This window comes from Youngiibacter fragilis 232.1, assembly GCF_000495435.3.
GTDB lineage: Bacteria > Bacillota > Clostridia > Clostridiales > Clostridiaceae > Youngiibacter > Youngiibacter fragilis.
Genome location: NZ_AXUN02000215.1, coordinates 25,394 through 43,765 on the forward strand (window position 1 = coordinate 25,394; position 18,372 = coordinate 43,765).

The window sequence follows — 18,372 nt, forward strand, 5'->3', positions numbered from 1 at the left end:
CATTTTTAAAAAAACAGGATGGTATTTTCCAAATTACCATGGAATCATTTCAAAATTATACTTCATCCATGCCATTATTTCAATAACTCATACAAGTCTCACCAAATTTTTTCTTCAATACAAGTCATTTCATCCGGTATTATCCGAACAATGATATGCTTTCTGAGAAATATATTTCGCATGCAATGTCAAGTTGCAAAATCCGTTAATTGGCGCTCAATTTTGACTATTAGCCGCAAAATGGCTATTACCGGTTGTTCATAGGGCTGCAACAAAAAGGATACCCCCCGTTTACAAGTAACTTGCCGCTTAATTGCTATAATCTAATCACAGGGATAGCAGCAATGCTATGAATCGAAGAAAACTCAGAAAGGAGGACGTCCATATGAAATGGAGAGACAGGTCAGGGAGCGGCAATGTCAGAAGAAGCAGCGGCGGGGGATCCGGCGGCAGGGTCGCAGCCGGCGGAGGGATCGGCATTATCCTTCTTCTTATCATCACGCTTCTTGGAGGCGGTGACCTGGGGTCACTGTTCCAGAACTCGGCTGTAGATCCAGGCACAAACCAGTCTGTAGAATGGACTGCTGAGGAAGAGGACATGGCGGATTTCTTCTCGGTCATCCTCAAAGATACCGAGGTTGTCTGGGGAGACGTATTCAAAGCCAGCGGAAGGCAATATGTCGAGCCAAAGATGGTCATATACTCAGGCAGCATACAGTCGGCCTGCGGTGTAGCAGGTGGGTCTTCCGGACCGTTCTATTGCCCGACAGACCAGACGATATACATGGACCTTACCTTCTACAAGGAGCTACGGACCAAGTACAAGGCGCCCGGTGATTTCGCCATGGCATACGTAATAGCCCACGAGGTGGGACACCATATACAGAACCTTACAGGGATACTCGACGAGATGGAAAGGATCAGACAACAGGTAAGCAAGACCGAATATAACGAGTACTCGGTGAGGCTCGAGCTGCAGGCTGACTACCTTGCGGGAGTCTGGGCCAACCATGTCCAGGGCAAGGGTTACCTTGAGGAGGGTGACATCGAGGAAGCCCTCACGGCAGCGAACGCAATAGGTGACGATACCCTTCAGAAGCAGTCCATGGGCTACACGGTACCTGACAGCTTCACCCACGGCACATCGGAGCAGCGGGTGAACTGGTTCTACAAGGGATACAAGCTTGGTGACCTGTCCGGATCGGACACATTCGGAACAGATGACCTGTAACATTTCAGCAAGGATTTAGTGACCTATTTCCTCAACAGTGGTATCATATCCAGTGTAGAACAATTTAAAGGAGCATCTGATGGATACAATGACACTCATACGGAACCTGCTTCTCATCGGAGTACTAATGGGGGTAGGCTTCTCAGGCCTTGCTTTCTGGAAGCTCTATGAGCAGAGGCCCGCAAACAGGAAGAACGTGAACATACTTAAAATGTCCAATCCGAAGCAGCTTAGGCATTTCGGTATAGTCTCGCTGGCTGCAACACTTGTGCTTATCGTCATAGTGATGCTTATCTGGTAGGACTGCAGAAAATCAAGGAGGTCTTATCCAAGTAAGGCCTCCTTTCACATTTCAAATATCCTCCAGACCAGCCGGTAATTATTGAACCTGAATAGAATAAAGGGGATGATATCATTGGGAACCAACGAAATCCTTGGCGGTGGAGGCTTCCATCACGTTTCGATCAACGCATATGACCTTAACAGATCCGTGTCCTTCTACACTGACGTGCTCGGTTTCAGGAAAGTCATGGAGTTCAACTCTGGTAACAGGTCCTGCATCATGCTCGATTCAGGGGATGGTGCATGCCTTGAGCTTTTTTCAGGAGGTACCCCTGATGAGAAGGCAGGCTGGTCAGAGCTTCATATCGCTCTCCGAACTGCTGACACAAGAGCAGTACTCGAAAGGGTAAGGGCTTCTGGAATGAAAATAACCATGGAGCCTGAAGACATGGTTCTTCCAGGCGATCCTCCGAAGCCGATAACGATTGCCTTCTTCAAGGGGCCTGACGGTGAACTGGTTGAGCTTTTCCAGGAAAGATGAGAGAGGGCAGGAAGCAAAACTTCCTGCCCTAATTCATCTTATCTCAATTATGTCGTATTCCTGCTCCAGAAGGTCTATCCTCAGTATCCTGTTCCTCAGGAGACTTCCTCTTCCTATGATTACCTTAAGGACTTCACCCGCCTCTATTGAGGCGACAAGGGCAGGCGTGAAGGACGGATTGCCCAGCTGCTTCTCTATTCCCTTGCTCGTTCCGGCATTTTCAGGATAAAGCAGACTTAAGGTGTCATCTCCGGGGAGGATCGTCGAAACCTGTCCATACCAGCCTGCGATGGCTCCATGGATGAGTGGTATCTCTTCCCTTTTGCAGGCTTCCTGAAGCATGAGCCTCGTCCCGATGCTGTCCAGGGCATCAACTACGACGTCATGGCCACGGACAATTCCACCGGCATTTTCTTCATCCAGGAAGACATTCAAAGGATAGACAGCAACGTCAGGATTGATGAGGTTCACCCTCGCTTCTGCCGCTCCGGCCTTGCCGGTCCCTATGTTTCCAGGATATGAGAGGAGCTGCCTGTTAAGGTTGGTCTCATCGAACACATCGCCGTCCACAGCTGTTATCTTCCCGATGCCAAGCCTTGCCAGAAGCTCGATGATATAACCTCCGAGACCTCCGCATCCGATCACGCAGACGCTGCTTGACCTGACCTTTTCCATCTCCTCAAGTGAAAGCATACCTATGTTGCGCTCATATCTCCTGACCATAATATCCCCTTTCGGCTATTCTGCCAGGAGGCTGATTTCATCACCGGGCCTTATCACACCGTTTCGAAGTATCTTTGCGAATATGCCTTCACGAGGCATTATGCAGTCCCCAACCATCTTCATTATCTGGCAGCCCCTGTGGCACTCCTTGCCAATCTGGGTAACCTCCATGAGGACCTCACCTATCTCCAGCCTGGTGCCTACAGGGAGAGTGAAGAGCTCAATACCTTCAGTCGTCAGATTTTCCGCGAACTTTCCTGATGTCAGCTCAAGTATCCCCTTTGCGCTCATCTTATCAATGCTTTCCTGTGCCAAAAGGCTTACCTGCCTGTGCCAGTTTCCGCTGTGGGCATCACCCTTCATTCCAAGGTCAATTTCAAATTCCCCCATCTCAACCGGAGTCTTGATTACTCCCTTCCTGTCGCTTATGTTTACCGCTACTACCCTTGCCATCTGTCTTCCCCCTGCCTTTCAAAAGTACCGGATTTTCCGCCGGTTTTCCTAAGGACCTTGATGTCCTCTATTATCATGTTCTTGTCAACTGCCTTGCACATGTCAAATACCGTAAGGCATGCGACTGAAGCTGCAGTAAGGGCTTCCATTTCCACTCCGGTCTTCCAGACGCACCTGACAGTCGCCCTTATCTCTATGGAGCATCTCTCCAAATCCGGATAAAGCTCAACAGTGACTCCATCCAGAGGCAGGTTATGGCACATTGGTATCAGTCTGTATGTATCCTTCGCCGCCATTATTCCGGCTATCCTTGCAGTCGACAGCACATCCCCTTTAGGAAGCCCGTTGCTTACAATGAGGTCAAGTGTCTTCCTGTCCATGAGTACCCTTCCTGAAGCTGTTGCCTCCCTTACGGTATGCTCCTTTCCGGAAACATCAACCATCCTTGCATTGCCCTTTTCATCTATATGGCTCAGTTCCATTGTCAGCCTCCTATCATGCTCATTTTTCTTGATGATGAGAAGCCTTCCTCGAAATTGTGGCCCCTTGGCTTGCTGTATATTATCTCCTCGATCTTTTCATCGAATTCCTCTATCGGCATATCAAGGAATCCCCTGATGTCGATTTCCCCGTTGTGGCCAAGGCACGGCCTTATCTTACCATCAGATGTGAGCCTTATCCTGTTGCAGTCTCCGCAGAACTTGTGGCTCATGGGAGATATGAATCCAACCTTTCCAAGGTATCCGTCAATGCCGTAATAGGTTGCCGGGGCGCCCTTGTCTGTTTTCTTAAGGAATTTGAGGTACGGCCTTGCCTCTATGACCTCATCGCTGTACATGATCTTGTCCTTGTTCTTTTCGCCGTAGAAGCCTATCGGCATTAGCTCTATGAACCTTACCTCTATTGGCTTGTCCTTGGCAAGGGCTATCAGGTCATCTATCTCATCATCGTTGATGTCCTTGATCAGCACGGTGTTCAGCTTTACAGGTATAAGACCGAGCTCAAGGGCCTTGTCAATCCCCCTGAGGGTCCTTGTGATGTCCCCTCCCCCGGTAATATAGCTGAACTTGTCTGCCTTCAGCGTATCGAGGCTTATGTTAAGCCTGTTCAGCCCTGCAGCCTTAAGCTTTTCAGCCATGGTGTCCAGGTTTATCCCATTTGTAGTCATGGAAATATCCTCGATTCCCGGAACCTTTGCGATCCGCTCTATGATTTCACAGACATCAGGCCTTACGAGGGGCTCTCCTCCTGTTATCCTTATCTTCCTTATGCCGATCTTCGCCATCGCCTTAACTATCTTCTCGATCTCTACAGGTGACAGGTAGTTTGCACCCTTGTCGCAAAGAAGCTTCCCGTCAGGATTGCAGTATATGCACTTCAGGTTGCAGTTCTCCGTTACAGATATCCTCAAGTATTCTATAGATCTCCCGTACTGGTCTATCATTCTATTTCCCCCTTCAAAGGATGGTCCCGCATCCTTCGGTGCTGTAGCCTCCAAGCTCCATAAGCTTATCCCTGAATTCCCCGGACTTGATTATACCAAGGAAGTCACGTATTATTGGTGAATCCATGTATTCTGCAGGAGCTATGAAGTCATACTCCTCATCGCATATCGGTATGAAGTCCAGCCCGTAGATCTTTGCCGCAGAAAAAATACCCATTCCGCAGTCCGCGCTTCCTGTCGCAACCTGGATGGCTACAGACATGTGCGTAAGCTCCTCCCTGTCATAGCCATAGATGCTATCCCTGTCAATTGTGCCGTTCTTTAATAGGTAATCAAGAAGTATCCTTGTACCTGACCCCTTCTGCCTGTTCACGTACCTGAGTCCGTCCCTAGACAGGTCCTCCACTCCCTTCAACCCGAGTGGATTACCCTTTGCTATCATGAGGCCCTGGCTTCTTTTGACTCCTTTTATCCTTACGATATCCTGTCCCTTCAGGTACTTTTCGATATATGCCCTGTTGTATTCTCCGGTCTCCTCATCGAGAAGGTGGATTCCTGCCACATGCGCCTCACCGCGCTTTATCGCCATTATTCCACCCATGCTGCCTACATGGGATGAGCTTACATACCTCTCGGGATTCCTTTTCCTCATGAGGTCGTATGCCACATCTATGAGAGGGTCATGGCTTCCCGTCATGACAAGCGTATTCTCGATCTCCTTCTCCGTCTTCAGAAGCTCAAGCTCGATCTCCTCCGAAGCCTCGATGCCCTCGGTGTTCATCGGTACTGTAAACAGGGCATCCGCCTTCACGAAGGATGAGACAACTCCCGCACCTCTGCTTAGAGGTGTTGCGATAAGCTTTCCGCCTACCCTTCCAAGCTTCATCCTGACATATTCCTCATACTTGAGGGTTGACATCAGCCTTCTGGAAAGCACCGCCCTTATCTTGGGATATGTCCTCAGTGGCGATTTTATGACAGTTTCAAGGATCTCCTTCACTATCTTCTCAAGCACGATTATACCCGATACGGGGTATCCCGGAACACCTATGACAGGCTTTCCATATATTGTCCCAAGTATGGTAGGCTTGCCTGGCTTTATAGCTATCCCGTGCACATGCACTTCACCAAGCTCACCTATTGCCATGGATGAATAGTCATCCCTTCCGGCAGATGAGCCTGCGTTGAGTATCACTATGTCGCACTCGGAAACAGCTTTCTCCAGAGCCCCCTTGATAAGTTCATACCTGTCGGGAACAATGGGGTATGTTACAGGGATCCCTCCCCATCTCCTTACCATTGCTGAGAATATGGTTGAGTTGAACTCAAGTATCTCTCCAGGCAGGGGATCAGCCTTAGGTGCGACTATCTCATCTCCAGTAGGGATTATCCCGACCCTCGGAAGCTTCCAGACTTCAACCTGTGATATTCCGCCTGCCAGCATCGCACCCATTGTCGAGGGCTCTATCCTAGTGTTTGAAGGGACGACCATCTCATCCTGGCAAAGGTCTTCACCCACCTGCCTTATGTGCTGCCAGGGCGCTGCTGCTGCAATAATCCTTACCGTATCCTCATCGATGTCAATGACATCCTCCACCATTATAACTGCATCCCGTCCATCAGGAAGGGGGTCGCCGGTATCAACCACCTCGTAGCCCTTACCCTTTTTCAGAACAACAGGAGTCGTGTCAGTAGCCCCGAAGGTGTCATGGGCGTTCACGGCGATTCCGTCCATGGCGCTGGCGTTATAGTGCGGAGAAGAAATCCTCGCATAAACCGCACTGCTGGTTATCCTGTCAAGAGCGGATGGGACATCTGCAGTTTCAGTCCCCAGACTGAAGCCTTCCATCTGCAGTTTGGACTTGTAGTAGGCAAGAGCCTCGCCGAGCTCCTTGTTTTCAAGATAAGAGTAATTCATCGTAAGCCCTCCTAAAACACCATAACGTCAACCATCTGGCCTCTTGCCACACCCTCGCTGCCCCTGCTGATATGGATGTATCCATGCGAGGTAGTTAGTGTAGATATCATCCCTGATTTACCGAAGACTGGACTTGCATATGCTTTCCCGTCCTTCTCATAGAGCGTTACGGAAAGGTATTCCTCCCTGCCCTGGTTCGAAGGATAATTCGTATCCATTTCAGCTCTGACAGATTCTTCAAGGCTGCCGGACCTTCCTTCCATCACCTCAACCAGTCTTCTTACAAAGACATTGAATATGACATATGCTGAGGCCGGGTGTCCAGGCAGTCCGATCACAGCCTTTGTTCCGACCCTTCCAAGTATTGTCGGCTTTCCAGGCTTCACTGCGATTCCATGGACCAATACCCCTGGCTCTCCAAGGGAATCGATGACCTTCACGGTAACATCCTTTGTTCCCATTGAGCTTCCGCCTGATACGACCACTATGTCGCATACCTCCATTGCCCTTTTGACTGTATCGTTGATCTCATCGAATCCATCCCTGACGATCCCGAAAAGCACCGGATCAAGTCCCATCCTCTGTGCCGACGCGTATACGGCATAGCTGTTGATGTCCCTAACCTGGGCGCCCTCTGGTATCGTTCCGATCGGAACTACCTCGTCACCTGTGGATATTATCCCGATCCTTAGCTTTTTCCTTACAAGGACCTCTTCATAGCCTAAGGCTGCCATCATACCGATGTCCTGGCTCCTGAGTTTCTGCCCTTTTTCAAGGACCACGCTGCCCTGTCTGACATCATCACCTCTGTATACAAGTCCGTTGCCTGGAGCACAAGGCTTGTTTATGAATATGTCACCATCACCGAAATCCTCGGTATACTCTACCATTACCACTGAATCAGCACCTTCAGGCAGCTCTCCTCCCGTAGGTATATAGGCTGCTGTATCGGATTTTATCGCGAATCCGGGTTTTTCACCCATCCTGACTTCTCCGACGATATTCAGCTGGCATGGCATTGATTCACTCGCCCCGAAGGTATCCTTCGCCTTTACGGCATATCCATCTACAGATGACCTGTGAAATGCAGGTATGTCGCTATCTGAGACCAGGTCTTCATCAAGCAGCCTTCCCAGCGCATCAAGTATGGATACTTTCTCACTCCCGGGGTCAGTGTCCCTGAAATTGTCATATATTATCCCGAAGGTCTCTTTGACGCTCTTTACTTCAAACATCCTCAATTCTCCAATTCCTGAAATACTTCATTGTCTCCTCGTTCTGCGGGTCCTTGAGCAGCCTTGACGGATGCCCCCACTCAAGTATCCTTCCTCCGCTCATGAACACGATAAGGTCTGCAAGCCTTAAGGCCTGCGAGGGATTATGAGTTGTCATTATTACAGTCGCACCGCTTCTTTTGTTGACATCCCGTATCAGGCTCTCCATAAGCTCTGCACCCTGTATGTCTGTTGCAGATGATGGCTCATCCAGTACCAGAAGGTCCTTTTTCATTACAAGCGTCCTGGCCAGTGTCACCCTCTGGGCTTCACCTCCGGACAGTGTCCTTGTCTTCTTGTCGATGAACGCCTCCATTCCAACACGCTTCAGCGCTTCAAGTGCCATGGCTTCCTTTTCAGCCTCCGAATATCCCTTCCCATGGAGTCCGAGAAGCACATTCCGCCTGACAGTCATGTCAAAGAGGTATGAGCTTTGCGTTAGATGTGCAATCCTGTCATGGGGTATCTGCCTTTCACCATCATATAGGATATAGTCCCCTTCCTCACTCTCGAGTCCTGAGACCGCTCTCAGTAGTGTTGTCTTCCCAGCACCATTGAGACCGATCACAGCTGCTATTGTTCCGCTTTCAACCACGAGGCCCTCAGCATCCAGAATGGTCCTGCCATTCCTTTGCCTTCTAGCTTTCCTGACTTCTATCTTCATTGGTCCTCCTCTCCTGGATAAGGCTTATGCCCCAGTTTACCGCAAATGCAATCAGGAGCAGAACCAGACCTAGTGCAAGAGCCATCCCATAATTTCCCTTGCCTGTTTCAAGCAGTATTGCAGTTGTCATTACCCTTGTCTTGAACTGGATGTTCCCTCCGACAAGCATTATCGCACCAACCTCTGCTATTGCCCTTCCATATCCTGCAGCTACAGCGGAAAGGACAGGATAGCGGCATTCAAAGAGCATCAGGAGGTCTGTCTTACCCTTCCCGAGACCAAGCCCCCTGCAGGTCTCCCTTATCGGGACAACCTTGAGCCGGATACCGGAAATCGTAAGGCTCGCTATGATTGGAGTAACAATCATAACCTGTGCGATCACCATTGCAGGAAGGCTGTACAGGAGCCTAAAATCTCCCAGCGGACCTGTCCTTGTAAGCAAAAGATAGACGAAGAGACCCGCCACAACAGGCGGAAGTCCCATAAGGGCATTCAGCGCTCTTGTGACGAATCTCTTCAATCTGAATTCAGTGGTTCCAACAAGCATTCCCAAAGGGACCCCTATGAGAGTTGAAATCAGAGTGCTTGACAAAGTCATGACGAGAGTAAGCCCAATAATCCCATACAACTCACTGTCAAATCCAACTATTAGATTCCAAGCCTCAACGAGTCCCTTTGTTATGCCGATCACTGTGTCTCACCAATCTTTCATTATTTTGCGAAGTTTATCATGAACAATCCTTCGCCGTACTTGTCTTTTCCATATTCTTCAATGAGGTCGAGGGTCTTCTCCGAAGTGAGCCACTCGATGAAAACATCAACCGCCTCTGTATTGGTATCAGGATGCTTTTCAGGATTTACCGAAATGACAGTATACTGGTTCTTAAGGTCTGCTGACTCCTCAAGTACTATCTCAAGGTCAAGCTGGTCCTTCATTGACAGATAAGTTGCCTTGTCAGTCAGCGTATATCCCTTCATCTCTGAAGTCATCGTCAGAAGCGCTCCCATTCCCTTTCCTGCTGCAACATACCAGTCTCCGGCAGGTTCAATCCCTGCTGTCTTCCAGAGTGCAAGCTCCTTTGTATGTGTTCCGGACTTGTCGCCCCTTGAAAGGAAAGGTGCTTTTGCTTCCATGACCTTCTTGAAGGCTTCCGAAGCTGTGAGTCCTGCACCCTTAATCTTGGCAGGGTCATCCTTGGGACCTACAACCACAAAGAAGTTGTACATGAACTCTATCCTCTCCACTCCGAAGCCATCCTTCACGAAGGTCTCCTCGGCCGCTTTCGAGTGCACAAGAATGACATCGGCGTTTCCGTCGACGGCGGTCTGTATTGCCTGTCCAGTTCCCTGAGAAAGCACATCAACTTCGATCCCTGTATCTTCCTTCAGTACTGGCAGCAGATATTCAAGAAGTCCTGAGTCATTTACGCTTGTAGTTGTGGAAAGTATGATCTTGGTATCTGACAGCGTCGGTTTGACAGGCTCTGTGGGAGCTGCCGTAGGAGCTGCAGTCGGAGCAGCTGTCGGTGCTGCAGGAGTACTTGCGCATGCTGACAGGAGCATTACCGCTGACAGCGCACAGGACATGAGAATGGTGCCTTTAATGGCCTTTAGATTTTTCATTATTATCCCCCTTTTCACAATGGAAGGCGCTTCCGTTTCCAGAGACACCCTAACGGCATACAGCCATGCACAGCGGTTTAGGCATGTATGCTCGAGGCTTACATGTATAGTTTACTTCTTATTGTAATCAATATCAATGATAAATTATTGGCTATCTATTAACAAATTGCTGAGAAATCACTTTGATTTGTACTGTTTAGATACAAAAACCGATTGCTTATCCCTATTTCTTCCTTCCACTTATCCCTTTCTAACCCACCAGCAGATAAAGTATGTTAGAATACACTTGTATATTATGTTTACAAACAGGGGGATTGGATATGATAAGGGTAGGTATACTTACAGCAAGTGACAAGGGCTCCAGGGGCGAGAGGGTCGATGAGAGCGGAAAGCTCATCATGGACAGGGTCAGGGAGATTCCCGGCGAGGTTGCCGAGTACATCGTTGTTCCTGACGACCGTGAAACAATTTCTGAAAACCTCAGACGAATGGCTGATGAGCTTGAGCTTCATCTGATCCTTACAACCGGCGGAACCGGAATGTCGCCAAGGGACATAACCCCTGAGGCTACCATGGATGTCATCGACAGGGTGGTACCCGGCATCCCTGAAGCAATGAGGGCAAAGAGCCTCGAGGTTACTAACAGAGCCATGCTTTCAAGGGCTGCAGCAGGTATCAGGAAGAGAACCCTCATCGTAAACATGCCTGGAAGCAGAAAGGCAGTGGATGAGTGCCTTGATGTCATAATACCTGTGCTAAAGCACGGTATAGAGATCATGCGCGGCGAAGACGGAGAATGTGCAAGGACATAGAGCATAGGCCGGGAATCTGAGGATTCCCGGCCCCTTTTCTAGTACTTTGCAGTAACCATCTTTTTCCTTGTGTAGAACTCAACTCCATCCTTTCCGTTTGCATGCAGGTCGCCGTAGAACGACTTCTTGTAGCCTGAGAACGGAAAGAACGCCATCGGAGCAGGTACTCCCACATTAATTCCGAGCATTCCGGCATCGATGTTGTCCCTGAACTTCCTTACTGCGCTGGCGCTGTCAGTGAACAGGCAGGCACCGTTTGCGAATTCTGATTCATTCGTAAGCCTTATCGCATCCTCGAGGGTGTCAACCCTGACTATAGAAAGCACCGGTGCGAATATCTCCTCTTTCCAGATCTTCGTGTCAGTCCTGACATTGTCGAATATGGTTGCTCCGACGAAGTATCCGGGTCCGCTGCAGGCCTCATCCAGCCTTCCATCCCTGACAAGTGTCGCGCCTGACTCAACTCCGGATTCAATGTATCCGAGCGTCTTCTTCTTGTGGACTTCCCTTATGACCGGCCCGAGGAAAACATCCTTGTCCAGTCCGTTGCCCATCCTTATCTCATCTGCAGCCTTCTTCAGTTCAGCTACGAGCTTGTCTCCAACTTCTCCGACAGCAACTATTACTGATGCGGCCATGCACCTTTCACCTGCGGAACCGAATGCGGCATTAATGATGTTCTTGATTGCATTGTCAAGGTCAGCATCAGGCATTACTATGCTGTGGTTCTTTGCGCCTGAAAGGGCCTGAACCCTCTTGCCGTTTCCAGCGGCTGTCTTGTATACATACTCAGCCACAGGCTGTGAACCAACGAACGATACTCCCTTTACATCAGGATGGCTGAGTATCCCATTGACCACGTCATGTGCACCGTGGACTATGTTGAATACTCCATTCGGGAATCCTGCTTCAACTGTAAGCTCAGCGAGCCTGTTCGCAAGAAGCGGAGTCCTTTCCGACGGCTTGAGTATGAATGTGTTTCCGCAGGCTATAGCCATAGGGAACATCCAGCAGGGAACCATCATTGGGAAGTTGAAGGGTGTTATTCCTCCGATTACTCCAAGAGGATACCTGTACATTCCGGATTCAAGTCCGGTTGCGATATCAGGAAGCTGCGAGCCCATCATGAGTGTAGGGGCTCCGCATGCGAACTCAACGCACTCTATCCCTCTCTGCACTTCTCCCTTGGCTTCTCCGAGACTCTTTCCATTTTCCATTGTGATGAACTGGGCAAGCTCATCCCAGTTCTCGACAAGGAGCTGCTGGTATTTGAACAGTATCCTCGCCCTCTGGGGAACAGGAGTGGTGCCCCATCCTTCAAAGGCCTTCTTTGCAGCAGCGACCGCCTTGTCAAAATCCTCAGCTGTCGATATTGGAACCTCAGCAAGCACTTCTCCTGTCGCAGGATTTGGAACCTCGTCATATCTTGCGGTGGTTGACTCCACCCATTCCCCGTTAATGAAATTCTTTAGCTTTGCCATTTCTTTTCCTCCTCTATTCCTTCGAAAAATCGTAGTCGAAACACTTCCAGTAGAGCTCTGCAACCTCTTCATGGCTCGGGACCCTCGGTGTGTTTCCAGGGCTTCCGCTCGCTATGGCATCGGTCGCCATCTTTGAAACATACTTCTCAAGGTCTTCCTTCTTGATTCCCCAGCCCTTCATGTTTGGTATTCCAAGGTATCCGCAGAGCGCCTTTATCTCTGATATCGCCTTGTCCGCCCACTCGTCATCAGTCATGAGGTCTGCTTCAGGAGCTATCAGCCTGCCTATCTCGGCCAGCTTTTCAAGTGCTTCGGTTCTTGTGAATTCCAGCACTGCAGGGAGCAGCATAGCGTTCGACACTCCATGGGGGACATGGAACAGTGCTCCTATGGGCCTCGACATTCCATGTACCAGCGTGACTGAAGCGTTTGAGAATGCAGTACCCGCCTCCATGGATGCCAGGGACATCTTCTCCCTTGCTTCACGGTTGTTGCCGTCGTCATATGCAGCCTTGAGGTTTGAGGTTATGAGTGAAATCGCTGAAAGTGCAAAGGTGCTTGTTATAGGCTGAGCCTTCCTGGAGATATGAGCTTCTACGGCATGGCACAGCGCGTCTATTCCCGTTGCAGCTGTGACTCCCTTTGGTGATGTCATTGTAAGCAGGGGATCGACTATCGCCACCCTCGGAAGGAATGCCTTCTGCTTTATCATCATCTTGACATCGTCTTTGGTGCTTGCGATTATCGTCACGTTGGTGACCTCGGATCCGGTACCGGATGTGGTCGGAATTGCAATGAGAGGAAGCGGAAGCTCCTTCGCCATGGTTTTCCCACCCATATAGTCCCCAATGTATCCGCCATTGGTGGCAAGTGCCGCTACGGCCTTTGCCGTATCTATGCAGCTTCCTCCGCCGATTGCAACGACCAGGTCACACCCTCCGTCCTTGCAGATCTTAAGCGCATCATCCACGAACAGGTCTGTCGGTTCTGTATTGGCATCCAGGTAAAAGCTGCAGGCTATACCCTTGTCCGCAAGCTCCTTCTCAACCCTCGCCACATACCCGACCTTCTCCATTATCCTGTCACTGACTACAAGCGCTTTCTTTCCAAGTTCAGCGGCTGTTTCGCCGAGCTTGCTAAGAGCATCCTGTCCATAGACTATCTTCTCAGGCAGCTCGAACTTTGAAATCTGACTCATATCCCTACCTCCCTTTTGATGTATACGATTCCTTAAAAGCAAGAACTGTGCCAACTTCAAATCACCCCGGACATTTTCCCAAAAAAATGAGAAAAGCTCCAAAACGCGCTTCCCTCAACAAAATCCATGCGGCCCAACGATTGACAAGTATTTGTCACTTCAACCGCAACCCTAAACATGTTCAATATTTCATACGCATGTAGCGTTACATGTACAATAAAAACTACACTAATCCATCCCGAGCCTTTTCATCTTCTCATAAAGGGTGGAGCGTTGTATGCCGAGCCTTCTTGCAGCCTCTGCCTTGTTTCCGCCGCATTCCTCAAGCATCTCCCTGATAGCCTGCCTTTCACCCTCCATTGCCCTGTCCTTCAACGCAGAGGATGTATCATGATTTTGTCTGGTGCCGGTATCAGATATCTTTTTCGGAAGGTCCCCGACTCCAATGACATCCCCTTCTGTAAGGCTTACAAGCATCTCTGCGGCATTTTCAAGCTCCCTGACATTTCCAGGCCATCCGTATGAGACAAGCATCTCCATCGCCTCAGGTGTCAGCACCTTCTCATGGAAGCCGAACTCGCTGCAGAACCTCCTGATGAAGCCGAGGAGGAGTTCCTCTATGTCCTCCTTCCTTTCCTTGAGTTCAGGCAGCTCCAGCCTGATTATGTTTATCCTGTAATAAAGGTCTTCCCTGAACGTTCCTTCCTTGATCATCTCTTCAAGGTTCTTGTTAGTGGCAGCTATGATCCTCACGTTTATCTTACGCTTCTGTATTCCTCCCACAGGCTCCACTATCCTGTCCTGAAGCACCCTCAGTATCTTCGCCTGCATGAAGAGAGGCATGTCCCCTATTTCATCCAGGAATATGGTTCCGTTATGGGCAAGCTCGAACTTTCCCTTCCTTCCCCCTTTCCTTGCGTCAGTGAACGCCCCCTCCTCATATCCGAAAAGCTCGGATTCCAGAAGTGTTCCCGGAATCGCTGAACAGTTCACAGATACGAGGGGACCTTCAGAAAAGAGGCTCATATCGTGTATTGCCTGGGCAAAAAGCTCCTTCCCGGTGCCGCTGGCACCGGTAATGAGGACTGTAGAAGGTGTCCTTGCAGCTCGCCTCGCCAGGTCCTTCGCTTTCTGCATGGGTCCGGAGCTTCCTATTATCTTGCCAAGAAGGAACCTTTCCTTCCTTGTAGGCTCATTTTTCCCCTTCTTGTCGAGGTCCCTCTTCTTATTTACCCTTCCGATAATATTGTAGAGCTCATTGACATCAGCGAATATCAGCATTCCGATCGCCCCGGTGACTTCCCCGTTCTTCTTGATGGGGATCCTATGGACCACCATGTCCTGCCCCCTTATCCTCTGGATATGACCTCTCTCTTCAATACCAGTCCTTACAACCACAGGAAGCCTTGTGTTCTCAATGATATCCTCCACATTCTTTCCTATGACATCCTCAGGCCTCTTTCCGATGAACCTTCCATAAGCTTCGTTGAACTCGAGTATGGTGCAGTTCTTGTCTACTACCACCACACCCTCATATGCTGAATTCAGCACATGCTTGAGCGTTTCTGATGAATCAAGCTTATCCTTCACCTTCCTGATGTATCCGGAATTTGCACTGAGGATGTCGGTCCTTGTTATTATCCCCTGAAGATGGCCAAGTCCATCCACTACCGGCAGTGCTCCGTCCTTCATTCCCATAGCCTTCGAGACAGGGTCATCAGGCCCAATAACTGTTGCATCTCTCGTCATCACGGTATTTACTCTTGTATCAAGTGACTTGTCCTTCAGGAATAGCTGCATCAGCACGGTCTTAGTCACTAGGCCAAGATAGATTCCGTCGCCGTCAACTACAGGAACACTGAAGATATCATGCATATCAAGTATGTTTATAGCTTCTTCCACAGTAGATTCAGGCTTTACTGTAAACGGGTCCCTCGTCATCCAGTCCCTTACGATTGACTCTGAATCACTGTAATTTCCGCTGTTCCTGTTAATCTCATCCATCTGATTTACCTCCGGATTGTAGTATCTGTACTGGGTATAGTAAAGTCCAGTTTCGGTGTCCTACCTGTATGGCTCTTAGCTGATTATCGAGATATCCTGCAGCGTCCTGAATTCATTGTCCATGCTTTGAACCCCGCAAAAAAGTCTTGGTATATTAACCATTGTACAATAATATTGCATTGAATAATCATCTTCATGCTCCGTGTTCCAATTACTTCAATTATGTTATACTTTCAGATATAGATTGGAGGTGCACCTTGGAGAGAAAAAAGAGAAACCACGTATCCGTCCTGCTCATACTTTTCATAGAGCTGTCAGTCACAGCAGCGATATTCAGGCTGATTGGATTTGCGGAAAAGGCAGCTGCCTACCTCACAATCGCAGCGCTTGTCACAGGAATCCTGTTTGTATCGGTACTTATCTTCAGCAGGCTGAGCACACTTGCAGGCCAGGAGGAACCTTCAGCCAGGAAGACAGGTCTCATAAGGCTTCTAGTCCTTGTTACTTTGCTATTCATAGCAACATACCTCCTGGATACCTATGTCTTCGACCTGAGGTCGCTGATTGAAATATGAGGATACAATTGAAGAAAGTACACAGGACCGTCAGCAGACGGTCCTGTCATTTTATGTCTATTCGCCTCTGTGGCTGAATTGCCAGATTATGCCGAACTTGTCCTTAAGGCTGCCGTAGCACTTGCTCCAGAAGGTCTCCTGAAGGTCCATCTCCACTGTTCCGTCAACCTTCATTGCAGCGAACCACGCCTTGAGTTTGTCCATATCCGTATCTACAACTGTAAGGCTTATGTTGTTTCCGACAACAAGAGGCATTCCAGGCCAAGTGTCCGAGAACATTACAGTATCACCGGAGATCACCAGCTCGGTATGCATGACAAGGTCCTTCGCCGCATCCGGGAGCGGATGCTCTTCGCTTGGCGGCATGCTTCCAAATGTCATGAAATTCGGCTCGTTTGTTTCGAATACCTTCTGATAATAAGTGACAGCTTCACGGCAATTTCCATCAAAATTGATATATACCTGTACAGCCATTTTAGATTCTCCTTGGAATATAGTACGGTTCTCCCGCCAATTCGATTGTATATCTGCCTATTCAGGCTGTATAGGTACACTTCACCATATTGACCCAAAATTTCCAATCCGTTCACCCTCTATTCATCCAAATCAAATCGAATCTGAAATGACACACTATCTTTACAATACGTATACGGAAAAGCTACTGTTTGTTCTGAGCCGCTTCATCATGAGTTAACACCTTAATGCTAACATTAATACACTAAACATAAGGGTCGATGTCAAGTCTGGAGTTGCCCGGAAACAGCTTCTGGCTTCATCTGTACCTTTATGGAAATGTTTCTAAAAATGCAATGCTCCATCGGGAATAGCCGCCCCATAAATCCTGACTCAGGCACGATGCCGGGAGAAGCGGATCATTGGCTGCGAAGGCCTGGAAGTTGCAGAAGAAGGTAAAGCCCTTCCGACATTTCAAAGCATCAAGTCAGGGAAGAAGGTCTTAAGTATCCCGTAATACTTCCCTGGCATGCAAAAAGGCCGCCTGAAAGACATACGGGTGAAGGCTGCACAAGCCCGAAACCAGAGTATCTTCAGGCGGTTTCACTATGCACTCAGCTGAAGGGACCAGGAGAAATCAGGAAACTGGAAAATTTGATACTTAAGTGCCATTTTTTTCTGTTGTAATTTCTCCTTACATGCTTTAAAATATACCTAATTTGTTTCCAGATGATGTATCAAATAGGAAGCAATCAGTGAGTTTTACCCAACGGCGGGCCCAAGGCACCGCCGTTTTCTTTTTTAATATATATTTTCTATACCAACTAACTATTTTGGGGAGGTTACCATGGAATTTACAAAAATGCACGGTGCAGGCAATGACTACATCTACTTCAATTGCCTCGAGAACATGATTGAAGACCCTGAAAGCCTGAGCATCAGGCTTTCAGACAGGCACTTTTCAATCGGCGGTGACGGCATTGTCCTAATTTGTCCGTCAGAATCCGCTGACGTAAGGATGAGGATGTTCAACGCGGACGGCTCCGAGGGAAAGATGTGCGGAAATGCCATAAGATGCGTAGCAAAGTACATCTATGACAGAGGGATTGCAAGGAAGGATGACATTAACGTAGAGACCCTCAGCGGCATCAAGAAGATCCATGTGTTCGCTGAAAACGGGAAGGTAACTTCTGCAACAGTGAACATGGGCAAGGCAGCAGGGCTCACATCAGACGAAATTACGATAGAGGAAGGCAAAGGTAAATTCCTCATCGGATATCCGATGGAGGCGGCAGGAAAATCCTGGAATGTCACGACAGTATCCATGGGAAATCCTCATATCGTGACCTTCGTTCCTGAGGTAAAGGACCTTGACCTTATGAAGATAGGTCCGCATTTTGAGAACAGCCCCCTGTTTCCAGAAAGGATCAACACAGAATTCGTGCGGGTAATAGACCGCACTACCCTTGAGATGAGGGTCTGGGAAAGAGGAAGCGGCGAGACCCTTGCATGCGGAACAGGTGCATGTGCGACAGTTACCGCAGCTGTGCTTAACGGCCATTGCGACAAGGATACGGATGTCACAGTAAGACTTATTGGAGGTGACCTTGTCATAAGGTACACCGACGATGCGGTATTCATGACAGGAAATGCAGTTGAAGCCTTCAACGGAAATGTTGAGATATAGGAGATAAAG

19 protein-coding genes and 1 riboswitch are annotated in these 18,372 nt (G+C 48.9%); of the genes, 6 read left to right on the forward strand and 13 right to left on the reverse strand.

Annotation, left to right across the window (positions count from 1 at the left end):
* Nucleotides 1-385 precede the first annotated feature (385 nt).
* The 3 genes from ypfJ (at nt 386) to T472_RS16485 (ending at nt 2,054) form a co-directional block, all read left to right on the forward strand.
* Entirely contained in the window at nt 386-1,231 is an 846-nt protein-coding gene (gene ypfJ / locus T472_RS16475) for a KPN_02809 family neutral zinc metallopeptidase (protein ID WP_023385398.1), read from the forward strand.
* Between the two features lie 79 nt (nt 1,232-1,310).
* Complete coding sequence (locus tag T472_RS16480; protein ID WP_023385401.1) at nt 1,311-1,532, forward strand: hypothetical protein; 222 nt, start codon at nt 1,311-1,313, stop codon at nt 1,530-1,532.
* 114 nt (nt 1,533-1,646) lie between these two features.
* Complete coding sequence (locus T472_RS16485) at nt 1,647-2,054, forward strand: VOC family protein (RefSeq protein ID WP_023385403.1); 408 nt, start codon at nt 1,647-1,649, stop codon at nt 2,052-2,054.
* Nucleotides 2,055-2,087: 33 nt separating this feature from the next.
* Here T472_RS16485 and T472_RS16490 read toward each other — a convergent pair whose 3' ends face one another.
* The 9 genes from T472_RS16490 to T472_RS16530 all read right to left on the reverse strand — a co-directional run bounded on the left by T472_RS16490 (nt 2,088) and on the right by T472_RS16530 (nt 10,153).
* The gene (locus T472_RS16490; protein WP_023385406.1) at nt 2,088-2,777 is read right to left on the reverse strand and encodes a HesA/MoeB/ThiF family protein; all 690 of its coding nucleotides are present in this window, start codon (nt 2,775-2,777) and stop codon (nt 2,088-2,090) included.
* 15 nt (nt 2,778-2,792) lie between these two features.
* The gene (locus tag T472_RS16495) at nt 2,793-3,230 is read right to left on the reverse strand and encodes an MOSC domain-containing protein (protein WP_023385408.1); all 438 of its coding nucleotides are present in this window, start codon (nt 3,228-3,230) and stop codon (nt 2,793-2,795) included.
* On the reverse strand, nt 3,218-3,712 hold the full coding sequence (gene moaC / locus T472_RS16500; protein ID WP_023385410.1) for a cyclic pyranopterin monophosphate synthase MoaC: 495 nt from the start codon (nt 3,710-3,712) through the stop codon (nt 3,218-3,220). Before moaC ends, T472_RS16495 begins: the two co-directional genes overlap by 13 nt.
* 2 nt (nt 3,713-3,714) lie before the next feature.
* A complete protein-coding gene (gene moaA, locus T472_RS16505; RefSeq protein ID WP_023385412.1) occupies nt 3,715-4,674 on the reverse strand; it encodes a GTP 3',8-cyclase MoaA in 960 nt (319 codons plus the stop codon).
* A 13-nt stretch (nt 4,675-4,687) separates the two neighbouring features.
* Nucleotides 4,688-6,592, reverse strand: coding sequence for a molybdopterin biosynthesis protein (locus tag T472_RS16510; RefSeq protein ID WP_023385414.1), 1,905 nt, complete (start codon nt 6,590-6,592; stop codon nt 4,688-4,690).
* A gap of 11 nt (nt 6,593-6,603) precedes the next feature.
* A complete protein-coding gene (locus T472_RS16515) occupies nt 6,604-7,827 on the reverse strand; it encodes a molybdopterin molybdotransferase MoeA (protein ID WP_023385416.1) in 1,224 nt (407 codons plus the stop codon).
* Nucleotides 7,820-8,530 (reverse strand): ATP-binding cassette domain-containing protein, encoded by a 711-nt coding sequence (locus T472_RS16520; protein ID WP_023385418.1) that lies wholly within the window; start codon nt 8,528-8,530, stop codon nt 7,820-7,822. Before T472_RS16520 ends, T472_RS16515 begins: the two co-directional genes overlap by 8 nt.
* Nucleotides 8,505-9,221: an ABC transporter permease gene (locus T472_RS16525; RefSeq protein ID WP_023385421.1), complete on the reverse strand. Its 717-nt coding sequence runs from the start codon at nt 9,219-9,221 to the stop codon at nt 8,505-8,507. The genes T472_RS16520 and T472_RS16525 overlap by 26 nt, the downstream gene beginning before the upstream one ends.
* A 20-nt stretch (nt 9,222-9,241) precedes the next feature.
* On the reverse strand, nt 9,242-10,153 hold the full coding sequence (locus T472_RS16530; protein WP_023385423.1) for an ABC transporter substrate-binding protein: 912 nt from the start codon (nt 10,151-10,153) through the stop codon (nt 9,242-9,244).
* A riboswitch (molybdenum cofactor riboswitch) is annotated at nt 10,145-10,262 on the reverse strand. (Overlaps the previous gene by 9 nt.)
* A gap of 211 nt (nt 10,263-10,473) precedes the next feature.
* Here T472_RS16530 and T472_RS16535 point away from each other — a divergent pair.
* On the forward strand, nt 10,474-10,965 hold the full coding sequence (locus T472_RS16535) for a MogA/MoaB family molybdenum cofactor biosynthesis protein (RefSeq protein ID WP_023385425.1): 492 nt from the start codon (nt 10,474-10,476) through the stop codon (nt 10,963-10,965).
* 38 nt (nt 10,966-11,003) lie between these two features.
* Here the strand turns inward: T472_RS16535 and T472_RS16540 are convergent, their stop codons facing one another.
* The 3 genes from T472_RS16540 to T472_RS16550 form a co-directional block, all read right to left on the reverse strand.
* Nucleotides 11,004-12,446, reverse strand: coding sequence for a CoA-acylating methylmalonate-semialdehyde dehydrogenase (locus tag T472_RS16540; RefSeq protein WP_023385427.1), 1,443 nt, complete (start codon nt 12,444-12,446; stop codon nt 11,004-11,006).
* Nucleotides 12,447-12,459: 13 nt separating this feature from the next.
* Nucleotides 12,460-13,644 (reverse strand): iron-containing alcohol dehydrogenase, encoded by a 1,185-nt coding sequence (locus T472_RS16545; RefSeq protein WP_023385429.1) that lies wholly within the window; start codon nt 13,642-13,644, stop codon nt 12,460-12,462.
* 228 nt (nt 13,645-13,872) lie between these two features.
* A complete protein-coding gene (locus tag T472_RS16550; protein WP_023385431.1) occupies nt 13,873-15,648 on the reverse strand; it encodes a sigma-54-dependent Fis family transcriptional regulator in 1,776 nt (591 codons plus the stop codon).
* A gap of 257 nt (nt 15,649-15,905) precedes the next feature.
* On the opposite strand from T472_RS16550, the gene T472_RS16555 reads away from it, so the two are divergent.
* Nucleotides 15,906-16,223, forward strand: a complete 318-nt coding sequence (locus tag T472_RS16555) for a hypothetical protein (RefSeq protein ID WP_023385434.1) — start codon at nt 15,906-15,908, stop codon at nt 16,221-16,223.
* Nucleotides 16,224-16,280: 57 nt separating this feature from the next.
* Here T472_RS16555 and T472_RS16560 read toward each other — a convergent pair whose 3' ends face one another.
* Entirely contained in the window at nt 16,281-16,697 is a 417-nt protein-coding gene (locus tag T472_RS16560; RefSeq protein ID WP_023385436.1) for a VOC family protein, read from the reverse strand.
* Between the two features lie 826 nt (nt 16,698-17,523).
* On the opposite strand from T472_RS16560, the gene dapF reads away from it, so the two are divergent.
* Nucleotides 17,524-18,363 (forward strand): diaminopimelate epimerase, encoded by an 840-nt coding sequence (gene dapF, locus T472_RS16565; protein ID WP_023385438.1) that lies wholly within the window; start codon nt 17,524-17,526, stop codon nt 18,361-18,363.
* Nucleotides 18,364-18,372 lie beyond the last annotated feature (9 nt).